This is a genomic window from Micromonospora haikouensis, from assembly GCF_000876225.1.
Taxonomy (GTDB): domain Bacteria; phylum Actinomycetota; class Actinomycetes; order Mycobacteriales; family Micromonosporaceae; genus Micromonospora; species Micromonospora haikouensis.
This window is the reverse complement of sequence record NZ_JXSX01000001.1, coordinates 1,395,992-1,408,468: the sequence shown is the minus strand read 5'-3', so window position 1 is coordinate 1,408,468 and position 12,477 is coordinate 1,395,992. Positions and strand designations below refer to the sequence as shown.

The window sequence follows — 12,477 nt, the reverse complement described above, 5'->3', positions numbered from 1 at the left end:
GGGGGCGTGATCAGGGGGCGTCGGAGGAGTGGCCCGGGAAGAGGTGGGCGGAGGGGTCGATGGCGACGGCGGCGTTGTTGACCGCCGTCGCGGCCTCCCCGAAGCCCGTGGCGATGAGCCGCACCTTGCCCGGGTATTCGGTGATGTCCCCGGCGGCGAAGACCCGGGGCAGGTTCGTCGCCATCGCGCTGTCCACCAGGATGTGCCGGCGGTCCAGCCGCAGCCCCCACTCGGCGATCGGGCCGAGGTCGGCGGTGAAACCGAGGGCGGCCACCACCGTGTCCACGGGCAACGTCTCGGGCGCAGCCCCCTTCACGGTGATCTCCGCGCCGGTCACCGCGCTGTCGCCGTGCAGCCGGGTGACCTCGGCGTTGACGACGATCCGCACGGACGACCGCTGCACCCGGGCGACGGTGGCGGCGTGGGCGCGGAACCGCTCCCGCCGGTGCACCAGGGTCACCGAGCGGGCCAGCGGCTCCAGCGCCAGCGCCCAGTCGAACGCGGAGTCGCCGCCGCCGACGATCAGCACGTCCCGGTCGGCCAGGGCGGCCGGCTCCGGCACGAAGTAGACGATCCCCGTGCCGGTGAAGCTGTCGGCGACCGGCAGGGGGCGCGGGGTGAAGCTGCCCAGGCCACCGGTGACGACCACCGCCCCGCAGGCGAGCTGCTCGCCACCGGCGAGGCCGAGCACCGGCTGCCCGTCGGTGTGCGACAGCTTCTCGGCCCGGGTGCCGAGCAGGTATCTCGGCTGGAACGGCGCGGCCTGGGCGACCAGGTTGGCCACCAGGTCCCGCCCCTTGACGGCCGGGAACCCGGCCACGTCGAGGATCAGCTTCTCCGGGTACATGGCGGTGATCTGGCCGCCGGCCTCCGGCAGCGCGTCGACCACGGCCACGGAGAGCCCCCGGAACCCGGCGTAGTACGCGGCGAAGAGCCCCGTCGGACCCGCACCGATCACTGCGACATCGACCTCGGGCATGGCGTACCGTCGCTTTCCGCTCACGGATCAACGCGTGCTGATGCCGACGGTAGGCGCGCGCCGGGTCCGGATCAAGCACCGTCCCACGTCGGGCGCGGGCCGGGCGCGGCCCGACGCCGGGTGAGAAGGGTGCCCTTCTCCACCGCAGGCGTCAACAGGGGGCCCTTCCTTACGCCCGCAGCGTCGGGGAGCCCAGGTCGTACGGGTCGTCCTCGACCCGGCGGCGCCGGAAGAGGATCGCGGCGACCACGCCGCCGACCAGCCCGAACAGGTGGCCCTGCCAGGAGATCCGCTCGTCGGTGGGGAGGATGCCGAGCAGCTGCCAGCCGTAGAGCAGGCCGACCAGCAGCACGACGGCGAAGTTCCACCAGCTCCGCTCGACCACGCCCCGGGTGAGCAGGACGCCCAGGTAGCCGAAGATGACGCCGCTGGCCCCGACCACGACCGAGTTGGGTGAGCCGGTGAACCACACGCCCAGCCCGCTGACCAGCACGATGACCAGGGTGGACCACATGAACCGGCGGAAGCCGGCGGCGAGCACGAAGGTGCCGAGCAGGATCAGCGGCACGCTGTTGCTGTAGAGGTGGTTGAAGTCGGCGTGCAGGAACGGCGAGAAGAGCACCCCGTCGAGCCCGTCGATGTGCCGCGGGATGATGCCGCCGGCCAGGTCGAGGTCGATGCCGAGGCCGACGTCGAGGGCCTCCACCAGGAAGAGCACCGGCACGACGGCGCACATGGCGACGAAGGCGCGGCCGATCGAGGCGTAGAAGGCCTCGGTGCCGAAGCGTCGCGGGTCGCCGCCCGGGGGGCCGTCGTGCAGGGTCATGCCCAAACAGCTATCAGCAATCCCGCCCGGCCGCCACCCGGGCGGCGGGGCCGTCGGGGGAAACGACGACGGCGGGGTGGGCGTCGGAAACGCGCCCGCCCCGCCGTCGCGGTGCTCGGGAATGCGGTGCTCAGCGGATCAGTACCAGCCCTCGCTCTGCGACTGGCTCCACGCCGAGCACGGCGAGCTGTAGCGGCCCTTGATGTAGCCGAGGCCCCACTTGATCTGGGTGGCCGGGTTGGTCTCCCAGTCGTCGCCGACCGAGGCCATCTTGCTGCCCGGCACGGCCTGCGGGATGCCGTGCGCGCCGGACGAGGAGTTGTGGGCCTTGGGGTTCCAGCCGCTCTCCTTCGTCCAGAGCTTGTCCAGGCACGGGAACTGGTCGATGCCGAAGCCGGCGTCGATCATCAGCGCGCAGCCGATCTTGCGGTTGCCGCCGTACTCGCTGCACGAGGCGGGGATCGGACCGTCGTACGGCTTGCCCGCCTTGGCGGCGGCCGCCTTCTCGGCGGCCTTCTTCGCCGCCGCCTCGCGCTCGCGCTTGCGGGACGCCGCCTCGGCCTCGCGGGCCCGCTCGGCGGCCTCCTTGGCCGCCGCGGCGGCCCGCTTCTCGGCCTGGTACTCGGCGGCCCGCGTCTCGGCGGAGACGATCCGGTGCTGGGCCTGCCGCTCGCGCTGGTAGTCGAACTCGGCCAGGTCCACCTGCAGGCCGACCTGCGCGGTCAGGCCCTGTTGCTGGGTTTCGCGGTCTTCGCCCAGATAGAAGCCGCCGGCAACGCCCACGGAGAGCAGTGCGACGGCGGCGGTACGGGCACCGAACCGGCTCCACAGCCGACTCACGAAGTGGTCCCTTCGTCGGGGGCAAGGACACGGCGCGACCCTGGCCCGAGGAGGGACCCGGCCCGCGCCGTGAGCGCCCCGACCCTGCCGGTCGCAGCCGACGCACTCGCCCCCGCCGCTCCTCGCCGTCGGGTGCCCGACGGGAACGGACGATCTTGGCGGCGCGTGGACGCTCGATGGACACCATCGCGCACAGTGAGGCTGATGGGAAACCACCAGCCCCAATTGTGACCTGGGCCACAGGCAGAATCACGCTAAAGGGTGACTAGACAGGCATGATCTCGGTCAGAATGGGATCTCCTCTAACAGATCCGTCACCATCGCCGCGATCGGCGACCGCTCGGACCGGTTCAGCGTGACGTGCGCGAACAGGGGATGCCCCTTCAGGGTCTCGATCACCGCGGTCACGCCGTCGTGCCGGCCCACCCGCAGGTTGTCCCGCTGGGCGACGTCGTGGGTGAGCACCACCCGCGACCCCTGCCCGATCCGGGAGAGCACGGTGAGCAGGACCCCCCGCTCCAACGACTGGGCCTCGTCCACGATGACGAAGGCGTCGTGCAGGCTGCGGCCCCGGATGTGGGTGAGCGGCAGGACCTCCAGGATCCCCCGGGCCATGACCTCCTCCAGCACGTTCTCGTGCACCACCGCGCCGAGGGTGTCGAAGACGGCCTGCGCCCAGGGCGACATCTTCTCCGTCTCGGAGCCGGGGAGGTAGCCCAGCTCCTGGCCGCCGACGGCGTACAGCGGGCGGAAGACGACCACCTTCTTGTGCCGGCGGCGCTCCATCACCGCCTCCAGGCCCGCGCACAGCGCCAGCGCCGACTTGCCGGTGCCGGCCCGGCCGCCCAGCGAGACGATCCCGATCGACTCGTCCAGCAGCAGGTCGAGGGCGACCCGCTGCTCGGCCGAGCGGCCGTGCACGCCGAACGCCTCCCGGTCGCCCCGGACCAGCCGGACCGTCTTGTCGGGCAGCACCCGGCCGAGCGCGGAGCCGCGCCCGGAGTGCAGCACCAGACCGGTGTGGCAGGGCAGCCCCGCCGCGCCGTCCAGGTCGAGGGTCTCGCCGGCGTAGAGCGCGGAGATGTCGTCGTCGCCCAGCGCCAGCTCGGCCATCCCCGTCCAGGTCGGGTCGCTGGCCTGGCCGTGCCGGTACTCGTCGGCGCGCAGCCCGACCGAGGCCGCCTTCACCCGCAGCGGCATGTCCTTGCTCACCAGGGTCACGTCCCGCCCCTCGGCGGCCAGGTTGAGCGCGACCGAGAGGATCCGGGCGTCGTTGGACTCGTTGCGGAAGCCGGGCGGCAGCACGCCGTCGTCGGTGTGGTTCAGCTCCACCCGCAGGGTGCCGCCGGCGTCGTTGGCGGGCACCGGCCGGTCCAGCCGGCCGTGGCGCACGCGCAGCTCGTCCAGCATGCGCAGGGACTGCCGGGCGAACCAGCCCAGCTCGGGGTGGTGCCGCTTGCCCTCCAGCTCGGAGATGACCACGAGGGGCAGGACCACCTCGTGCTCGGCGAACCGGTGGAAGGCCGCCGGGTCCGAGAGCAGGACCGACGTGTCCAGGACGAACGCCTGGCCGGCTGGTCGGGGCTCCTCGGGCTCGACCGGGGTCGCCGCGCGGCGGCTCCGGGTGGCGCGGCGGGTCGTGGCAGTCGCGGCCGGGGTCTGGTCGGCACCGGCGGGGGTACGGCGAGTCGTCACAGGCCTGCTCCGGCGAATGGGCACCCGGCCATCCGCGTTCCGCCTCGTCCGGTGCCCGGGGACACGGGGTCGGATGCGGGCCCCGTGCGCGAGGTCGCAGATCCGGGCTGGCCGGCTGGCCCGGGGGGAATCCCGCGCCATGACTAGACGCTAGCCGCGCCACGGCGTCCCGGCTAGGGGTTGACCCGTGGATCTCGGGAGTCGGACCGGTGAACGGGCACGGCGGACCGGCCGGGATGCATGCCCCCTGCGCGCATCCCGGCCGGTGGGACCACCGTCACCGGTCTGACGTGGCCCCGGCGGTGCGCGTCCGCCGCGGACGTCGCACCGGGTTCGTCGGCCGGCTCAGTTCTGCCACCGGACCAGGACGGCGGGGTGCCGGCCGCCGACGGCCGCCGTGGTCCCGGCCGTCGCCCGGACAGCGGCGGTCGCCGTGGTGGCGACCGCGACGGCACCGGCCGGGTGCGCCGGCGGGCCGGGGACGGGCGCCGCGGAGACGGCGGGCGCGGCGGAGGCGGCGAAGGCGGAGCCGGTGTACGTGGTGCCCTGCCGCGCGGTCGGGCCACGCCGGACGGCCTGCGGAGGGCCAGCGAGGGCCGAGGCGATGGCGGCCTGGGCCTCCCGGCGGCGGCGGTTCCAGGCGCCCCGGTCGCCGTCGAAGTAGCCCTGCCGGTAGCCGAACCGGTAGCCGATGCGGTAGCTGAGCTGGCCGTGCAGACGTCCGGCGGCGTAGCTGGCCGAGCCGAGGACGAGGACGAGGACGACTGCGACGAAGGGGCTCACCGCTCCTCCGGTCCGGTGCCGGCGGGGTCGGCTCCGGGATTGGTGGGGCCGGCTCCAGGGCCGGCGGGGTCAACCTCGGGGTCGGCGGTCAGGAGCCGCTCCAGGTCGTCCGTGCTGACCTCCTCGACCAGCTCGACGCTGATCCGGCAGCCGTCGAGCACGAGCTCGGCGACGGAGCAGCGGCGGATCTCGCCGCCGGCGTCGTAGACCCGGACGCTGAGCTCCGGGCAGTTGAGGTGGGTCCGCCAGGCGTCCCACTCCGCCCGGTCGCCCACGTTGAGCGACAGGTAGCGGCAGCCGCGGGCGAGGTAGAGCCGCCAGGGGGCGCTCAGCCCCGCGGCCACTCCCTCCGCGACCAGGCCGAACGCCTGCTCACGGGTGGCGAGTTCGGTCACCGCGCCCCCCTGAGGACGGGGAAGGGACGCAGGCGAGCACCAGTCGTCTCGTGCACGTGACACACGGTAAACTGTCCCATGGGCGTGACAGTATCAGCTTTTCGTCCGATTACCCCGCCACTGACGTGCTCCTATCCTGCGCAGGTGATACGCCTTGAAATCGCCCTCACGAAGGGCCGGGAACGGCCAGTTACGCGTGTCTCATTCACGTGACATAGGCGTGCCCGGCGTCCCCAGTGGATCCGGCTGGCCGTACCGTCACGGGGTGACCGAGAGCGCTCACGCCAGGAAGATCGCCTTCGCCGCCTTCGTCCGCCGGGCCCTCGACGACGCCCGGGCCATGCGCGCCTGGAGCGGCACCGAGGTCTCCCGGCGCACCGGGGTCTCCCGGCAGACCATCAACCGCTGGGTGCGCGGCGACTGGGCCAGCGACCCCGAGGCCGAGCGGGTGGTCGCCTTCTGCGAGGGGCTCGGCCTCAACCCGACGGCCGCCTTCGCGGCCCTGGGTTGGGAGCGCGCCGCCACCCCACGGGCGGCCACCGCACCGCCCCCGATGGACCCGGACGTGGAGGCGCTGCTGCGCCGGCTGGTCGACCCCAACGTCTCCGACGCGGAGAAGTTCCACATCCGAGAAACCATTAGATACCTCGCGTATCGCCCAAGTCTCCCGGTAGATGTCCGAAAAAGGGGTAATCGGGCGGGCTAGTTCCTCAGATGGCGAAAGAACGGCAAGCCGTACCCAATCGTTTCGCTCCGGGGCCGGAACGGGCACGCTAGCGTCCTATCCGTACTGCTTGGGCTCGTCGTCGGCGGGGGGACGGGACAAGGCCGAACCCAGCCCTGCGGGACAGAAGGAGGGGTCTGTCGATGACCCTGAAGTGGTTCGCAGTCGTGGTCGCGGCGGTGGCGCTGACCTCGGCCGTGACCGGCAACGTGGTGATCGGCGTGGTCGGCGACGGGGAGCTTCCCGTGGTCGCCAACCTCCTCGCCCTCACCACCGCCGGCACCGCGGTCGTCCTGGCCGTCGTCGCCGAGCTGCACGAACGGCTCAACGACCGGATCAGCGCGCTCACCGAGTTCCTGGTGGCCCGGCTCACCGAGATCGAGACGCGCACCGGCGACCGCAACGCCGGCTTCGTGGAGGGCTACCTGCTCAGCCACGGCCAGGACGCCGAGGTCCTGCCGTTCGGGCGCCGGGGCCGGGGGGCCGCCGAACGCTGACCTAATCCTGGCCGTAGCGCCTCGTCTCGACCACGAATGAGTGGCCCGCGCCGGGGTACGCTGTCGCGCGTGCCGCCGTTGAATCTGGGCAACCAGCAGCCGAAGACCCCGCTGGACGCCGACCAGGCCTGGCAGGCGACCGCCGGCCGGGCGTCCGACACCGTCCTCTTCTTCGACTTCGACGGCACACTCGCGCCCGTCGACGACGACCCGACCGCCGTGCAGCCCGCGCCGAAGGTGCTGGCCGCGATCGAGGCCCTCGCGCCGCTGGTGCGCCGGGTCGCCATCGTCTCCGCCCGCCCCGTGGAGTTCCTCCGCGACCACCTCGGCGGGCTGGCCGGCGTCGACCTCTACGGCCTCTACGGCCTGGAGCACAGCCACTCCGGCGGCGAGACCGTCACCGAGCCCGCGGCGCTGCCCTGGGTGCCGACGATGCAGGAGCTGGCCGACCTCGCCCGCGCCGAGCTGCCGCCCGGCGCGCTGGTGGAGTTCAAGCGGCTCTCCGTGGCACTGCACTGGCGCACCGCCCCCCAGCTCCGCGAGGTCGTGGAGAAGTGGGGGCAGGCCCAGGCCGAGCGGCTCGGGCTACGCGTGCAGGCCGGCCGGATGGTGCTGGAGATCAAGCCCCCGGTCGACCGCGACAAGGGCATGGTGATCGGCGAGGTGGTCCGGGACGCCGGCGGGGCATGGTATTTCGGCGACGACGTCTCCGACATCAAGGCGTTCGCGGCGCTGCGCGCCCGCGCCGCGGCGGACCCGGAGTTCCTCGGGGTCTGCGTGGCCGTGGCCAACCCGGAGACCGGCCACGAGGTCGCCGAGGCCGCCGACCTGACGATCGACTCCCCCGCCGCCCTCGGCGACTTCCTCACCGAGGCCCTGCCGCGCCTGCGGTGAGCCCGGCCCCGCCCGGTCGGGCTCGGGGCCGGGCGGGTCACACGCCGAAGCGGCGCTGCCGGTTGGCGTAGGAGCGCAGGGCGCGCAGGAAGTCGACCCGGCGGAAGTCGGGCCAGTTCAGCTCGCAGAAGTAGAACTCCGAGTGGGCCGACTGCCAGAGCATGAAGCCCGACAGGCGCTGCTCGCCGCTGGTCCGGATGATCAGATCCGGATCCGGCAGGCCCCGGGTGTAGAGGTGCTCGGAGATGTGATCGACGTCGAGGGTCTCGGCCAGTTCCTCCAGCGTGCCGCCGGCCGCCGCGTGCTCGTGCAGCAGCGAGCGGACGGCGTCGGCGATCTCGCGCCGGCCGCCGTACCCGACGGCGATGTTGACCTGCGCGCCGCCGGTGCGCTGCCGGGTGCGTTCCTCTGCGGCCTTGAGCGCCGCCGCGTGGTGCGCCGGGAGCACGTCGAGCGCGCCGACCATGCGCAGCCGCCAGGGGTTGCCCTCCTCGGCCAGCTCGGTCGACAGATCCTCGATGATCTGCAGCAGCGGGTCCAGCTCCTCCGCCGGGCGGGACAGGTTGTCCGTCGACAGCAGCCACAGCGTCACGTGCCCGACGCCGGCGGCGTCGCACCAGCGCAGCAGCTCCTTGATCCGCTCCGCGCCCATGCGGTGCCCGTCGTTGGGGTCGACGAAGCCCATCTCCCGCGCCCAGCGACGGTTGCCGTCGCACATGACGCCCACGTGCCGGGGCACCGGCTTGCCCGCGAGCGTGGCCGTCAGCCGCCGCTCGTACACGGAGTAGAGGAGATTCCGCAGAGTCATCACTTGCAGAGTAGCGACCCCGCGCGCGCTTCAACCCTTCGGTGGCCGATGCCGCGCCGAGAGACCGGCACCGATCATCGCGAGGGTCCGCGCGTCCAGCCGGCCGTCGCCGAGGCCCAACTCGACGACGGTGCCGAAGACCCGCTCGTCGCGCCGGGCCGCCCGGACCGCCGCGTCGACGACCCACCGGCGGCGGGCGAGCCAGGCCGCGGCCGAGCTGTGCCGCAGGTGTACGCCGAGGCGGCGGCGCAGCGCGGCGGCGTAGTCGCGGGCGGCGTGGGCGGGGTCGTCGGCCGCCGCCGCGCCGGCCAGCGCGCCGGAGAGCAGCGCGTAGAAGATCCCCTCCCCGGTGAACGGGTTGATCAACGACAGGGCGTCCCCGGCGAGCAGCAGCCGCCCCCGGCCGGGCGGCGGGCGGTGCGTGGACAGCGGCAGGTGGTGGGCGCGCAGCCCGGTCACCGTCGCCGGGTCGACGTCGGGCAGCAGCGCGGCCAGCCGGTCCAGCAGGTGCGCCCGGGTCAGCGGCTCGCCGCGCAGCACCTCCCCGTACCCGACGTTCGCCCGCCCGTCGCCGATCGGGAACGACCAGGCGTACGCCGGCCAGCGCGGGCCGGAGGTGACGATGAGCTGCTCGGGCGGGCCGGGGCGGGCCGGCGCGTACCCCCGGATCGCCAGGGCCAGGTGGCGGTCCGGGTTCACCGGGTGGCCGAGCGCCCGCCGCAAAACCGACGACGCGCCGTCCGCCCCGACCACGGCCCGCGCGGTGATCTCGCCGTCGAGCACCACCCGCCCGTCGCGCGGCTCGACCCGCCGCACGGCGTGCCGGCGCAGCTGCGCGCCGGCCGCGACCGCCGCCGCCACCAGCCGGGCGTCGAACACCTCCCGGGGCACCGTGTACGCCGGCCGGGGCAGTGCCCGCGCCACCGCGTCCCCGCCGGGGCCGACCAGCCGGATCCGGGGCAGCGGCGCGTACCCGTCGACGGCCCCGGTGACGCCCAGCCCGGCGAGGACGTCCAGCGCGTGCGCGGCGACGCCGTCCCCGCACGCCTTGTCCCGGGGGAAGTCGGCCCGGTCCAGCAGCAGCACCCGGGCACCGGCCCGGCGGGCGGCCAGCGCGGCGGCCGCACCGGCGGGACCCGCCCCGACCACCGCCACGTCGTACTCGTCGCTCATGGCGCCTCCCCTGTCCCCGGGCGGCTCACCCCCGGTGTCGGCGTGGCCTCCGCCCGGCCGGCGCGCCACAACCCGTACAACGCCAGGACGGCGGCGGCGAGCAACGGGGCGCCGTCGCGGACCAGGCCGTCGACGCCGAGCAGCCACCAGCACAGCGGCAGGTCCACGGCGAGCACGCCGAGGGTGACCGCCACCAGCAGGCGGCGGGCCCAGCGCCGGCCGCGCAGCAGGAAGGCGGTGCAGAACAGCACGACGTAGCTGACCGCGATGCCGGCGGCGAACCAGAACAGCACGGCGGGGACGGCGGCCGGCCGGCCGTCGAACACGACGCCGACGGCCACCAGGGCCGGGACGAGCATCAGCGGGCTGTACGTGAACGCGGCGGCCCGGCTGGTGAGCAGCCAGCCGGTGACCGGGGGCCGCTTCGGGGCGACCTCCCGCCAGGCGATCGTGCCGCCCTCGACGACAAGGCCCCTGCGGTGCCGGACGAGGTGGCCGGCGACGGCGTCGGAGCGGTACAGCAGCCAGACCACGGCCACGCAGAGCGCGGCGAGCAGGGCGAAGCCGAGCAGCCCCGGCAGCGGCGGCACGCCCTGCCTCGGCACGACCAGCCGGCCGACGGCGAAGACGGTGGTGACGGCGAGGATCAGCCCGAACGGCCGGGCCACGGTGCGGCCCCGGTTCACGTGCCCGATCAGCAGCAGGAAGCCCAGCGAGCGCAGCATCGCCCAGCCGGTGCGCACGGCCAGCCCGAAGCCCTGCTCCGGGGCGTACCACCAGTTGAGCAGCTCGACCACGACGGTGGCCGCCGCCGTGACGGCCAGCAGGGTGGTCAGGGCCCGGACGGCGGACGGCCGCCGGACCTCGGTGGTCGCGGCGGCCGTCCTCATGGCATCCGATGGTGCCCGGTGCGGGCAAGCGTCACACCTACCGGCGGGGCTGTTCCTGGTCGAGCCGGGCGCGCAGCGCGTCGAGCTCGGCCCAGAGGACGCCGGGCAGCTTGTCGCCGAACTTCTCGAACCACTCGGTGATCAGCGGCAGCTCCTCGCGCCACTCGTCCGGGTCGACCTTCAGGGCGATCCGGACGTCCTCCGGGGTCATGTCGAGGCCGTCGACGTCCAGCGCGTCCTGCGCGGGAACCATGCCGATCGGGGTCTCGACGGCGTCGGCGCGGCCTTCGATCCGCTCGATGATCCACTTGAGCACCCGGGAGTTCTCGCCGAAGCCCGGCCAGAGGAAGTTGCCCTCGGCGTCCTTGCGGAACCAGTTGACGTAGTAGACCTTGGGCAGCTTGGCCTCGTCGCCGTCGGTGCCCTTGCCCATCTCGATCCAGTGCCGGAAGTAGTCGCCGGCGTGGTAGCCGATGAACGGCAGCATCGCCATCGGGTCGCGGCGCACCACGCCGACCGCACCGGACGCGGCGGCGGTGGTCTCCGAGGACAGGGTCGCGCCCAGGTAGACGCCGTGCACCCAGTCCCGGGCCTCGGTGACCAGCGGGATGGTGTCCCGCCGCCGGCCGCCGAACAGGATCGCGTCGATCGGCACCCCGTTGGGGTCGTAGTAGTCGTCGGCGAGGATCGGGCACTGCGTGATCGGGGTGCAGAACCGGCTGTTCGCGTGCGAGGACAGGCCCTCGCTCTGCGGCGTCCAGTCGTTGCCCTTCCAGTCGACCAGGTGCGCCGGCGGCTCGCCCATGCCCTCCCACCAGATGTCGCCGTCGTCGGTGAGGGCGACGTTGGTGAAGATGGAGTTGCCCCGGTCGAGGGTGCGCATCGCGTTCGCGTTGGTCTTCCAGTCGGTGCCCGGGGCGACGCCGAACAGGCCGTACTCCGGGTTGACCGCGTAGAGCCGGCCGTCCGGGCCGAAGCGCATCCAGGCGATGTCGTCGCCGATGGTCTCGACCTTCCAGCCGGGGATGGTCGGCTCCAGCATGGCCAGGTTGGTCTTGCCGCAGGCCGACGGGAACGCCCCGGCGACGTGGTAGACCTTCCCCTCCGGGGAGGTGATCTTGAGGATCAGCATGTGCTCGGCGAGCCAGCCCTCGTCCCGGCCCATCACGCTCGCGATCCGCAGCGAGTAGCACTTCTTGCCGAGCAGCGAGTTTCCGCCGTAGCCGGAGCCGTAGGACCAGATCTCCCGGGTCTCCGGGAAGTGCGAGATGTACTTCGTCTCGTTGCACGGCCACGCCACGTCCTGCTGGCCCGGCGCGAGCGGGGCGCCGATCGAGTGCAGGGCGTACACGAAGTCCGCGTCGTCGCCCATCGCCGCCAGGACCTTCGCGCCCATCCGGGTCATGATGCGCATCGAGGCGACCACGTACGGGCTGTCGGTGATCTCGACGCCGAACATGGGGTTCTCGGCCTCGACGGGGCCCATGCAGAAGGGGATGACGTACATGGTGCGACCGCGCATGCAGCCGCGGTAGAGCTGCGTCATCGTCCGCTTCATCTCGGCCGGCGCCATCCAGTTGTTGGTGGGGCCGGCGTCCGCCTCGTCCACCGAACAGATGAACGTGCGCTCCTCGACGCGGGCGACGTCGGAGGGGTCGGTGCGGGCGTAGAACGAGTTCGGCTTCTTCTCCGGGTTGAGCCGGATCAGGGTGCCGTTGGCGACGAGTTCGTCGGTGAGGCGACGCCACTCCTCGTCGGACCCGTCCACCCAGACGACCCGGTCGGGAGTGGTCAGTTCCGCTACCTCACGGACCCAGGCGAGCAGTTTGGGGTGGGACGTCGGGGCCTGATCGATCCCCCGAACGGTGGCCGGAGCAACCATGACACATCTCCTTGTGGTCGACGCTGACCGGACTGCGGCATGCACGAGTGGTGACGGCGCGAGGCGTCGCCTTCGTGGAAACCTGGGATTG

Annotated in this window: 13 protein-coding genes; 3 read left to right on the top strand and 10 right to left on the bottom strand. The window is 73.2% G+C overall.

What is annotated here, in order from left to right:
- Nucleotides 1–10 precede the first annotated feature (10 nt).
- The 6 genes from TK50_RS06375 to TK50_RS06350 form a co-directional block, all read right to left on the bottom strand.
- Nucleotides 11–979 (bottom strand): NAD(P)/FAD-dependent oxidoreductase, encoded by a 969-nt coding sequence (locus tag TK50_RS06375; protein WP_043961898.1) that lies wholly within the window; start codon nucleotides 977–979, stop codon nucleotides 11–13.
- Nucleotides 980–1,148: 169 nt separating this feature from the next.
- Complete coding sequence (locus TK50_RS06370) at nucleotides 1,149–1,805, bottom strand: rhomboid family intramembrane serine protease (RefSeq protein ID WP_043961897.1); 657 nt, start codon at nucleotides 1,803–1,805, stop codon at nucleotides 1,149–1,151.
- Nucleotides 1,806–1,943: 138 nt separating this feature from the next.
- Entirely contained in the window at nucleotides 1,944–2,645 is a 702-nt protein-coding gene (locus tag TK50_RS06365; protein ID WP_043961896.1) for an aggregation-promoting factor C-terminal-like domain-containing protein, read from the bottom strand.
- Nucleotides 2,646–2,930: 285 nt separating this feature from the next.
- Entirely contained in the window at nucleotides 2,931–4,340 is a 1,410-nt protein-coding gene (locus TK50_RS06360; RefSeq protein ID WP_043961895.1) for a PhoH family protein, read from the bottom strand.
- Between the two features lie 345 nt (nucleotides 4,341–4,685).
- A complete protein-coding gene (locus TK50_RS06355; RefSeq protein WP_043961894.1) occupies nucleotides 4,686–5,123 on the bottom strand; it encodes a hypothetical protein in 438 nt (145 codons plus the stop codon).
- Nucleotides 5,120–5,518 carry a hypothetical protein gene (locus TK50_RS06350; RefSeq protein ID WP_241773935.1) on the bottom strand — a complete coding sequence of 133 codons (399 nt, stop codon included), beginning with the start codon at nucleotides 5,516–5,518 and terminating at the stop codon, nucleotides 5,120–5,122. The genes TK50_RS06355 and TK50_RS06350 overlap by 4 nt, the downstream gene beginning before the upstream one ends.
- A gap of 265 nt (nucleotides 5,519–5,783) precedes the next feature.
- Between TK50_RS06350 and TK50_RS06345 the strand changes: the two genes are divergently transcribed.
- The 3 genes from TK50_RS06345 (at nucleotide 5,784) to otsB (ending at nucleotide 7,633) form a co-directional block, all read left to right on the top strand.
- Nucleotides 5,784–6,224, top strand: coding sequence for a helix-turn-helix domain-containing protein (locus TK50_RS06345; protein ID WP_043961893.1), 441 nt, complete (start codon nucleotides 5,784–5,786; stop codon nucleotides 6,222–6,224).
- Between the two features lie 161 nt (nucleotides 6,225–6,385).
- Complete coding sequence (locus tag TK50_RS06340; RefSeq protein ID WP_043961892.1) at nucleotides 6,386–6,739, top strand: hypothetical protein; 354 nt, start codon at nucleotides 6,386–6,388, stop codon at nucleotides 6,737–6,739.
- 69 nt (nucleotides 6,740–6,808) lie between these two features.
- Nucleotides 6,809–7,633, top strand: a complete 825-nt coding sequence (otsB, locus tag TK50_RS06335; RefSeq protein ID WP_043961891.1) for a trehalose-phosphatase — start codon at nucleotides 6,809–6,811, stop codon at nucleotides 7,631–7,633.
- 37 nt (nucleotides 7,634–7,670) lie between these two features.
- Here the strand turns inward: otsB and TK50_RS06330 are convergent, their stop codons facing one another.
- The 4 genes from TK50_RS06330 to TK50_RS06315 are packed head-to-tail and all read right to left on the bottom strand — an operon-like array spanning nucleotide 7,671 to nucleotide 12,386.
- Nucleotides 7,671–8,441, bottom strand: coding sequence for an isoprenyl transferase (locus TK50_RS06330; RefSeq protein WP_043961890.1), 771 nt, complete (start codon nucleotides 8,439–8,441; stop codon nucleotides 7,671–7,673).
- 30 nt (nucleotides 8,442–8,471) lie between these two features.
- Nucleotides 8,472–9,614 (bottom strand): geranylgeranyl reductase family protein, encoded by a 1,143-nt coding sequence (locus TK50_RS06325; RefSeq protein WP_043963946.1) that lies wholly within the window; start codon nucleotides 9,612–9,614, stop codon nucleotides 8,472–8,474.
- Nucleotides 9,611–10,504, bottom strand: coding sequence for a hypothetical protein (locus tag TK50_RS06320; protein ID WP_043961889.1), 894 nt, complete (start codon nucleotides 10,502–10,504; stop codon nucleotides 9,611–9,613). The genes TK50_RS06325 and TK50_RS06320 overlap by 4 nt, the downstream gene beginning before the upstream one ends.
- 37 nt (nucleotides 10,505–10,541) lie before the next feature.
- Nucleotides 10,542–12,386 carry a phosphoenolpyruvate carboxykinase (GTP) gene (locus TK50_RS06315; protein WP_043961888.1) on the bottom strand — a complete coding sequence of 615 codons (1,845 nt, stop codon included), beginning with the start codon at nucleotides 12,384–12,386 and terminating at the stop codon, nucleotides 10,542–10,544.
- Between the last annotated feature and the right edge of the window lie 91 nt (nucleotides 12,387–12,477).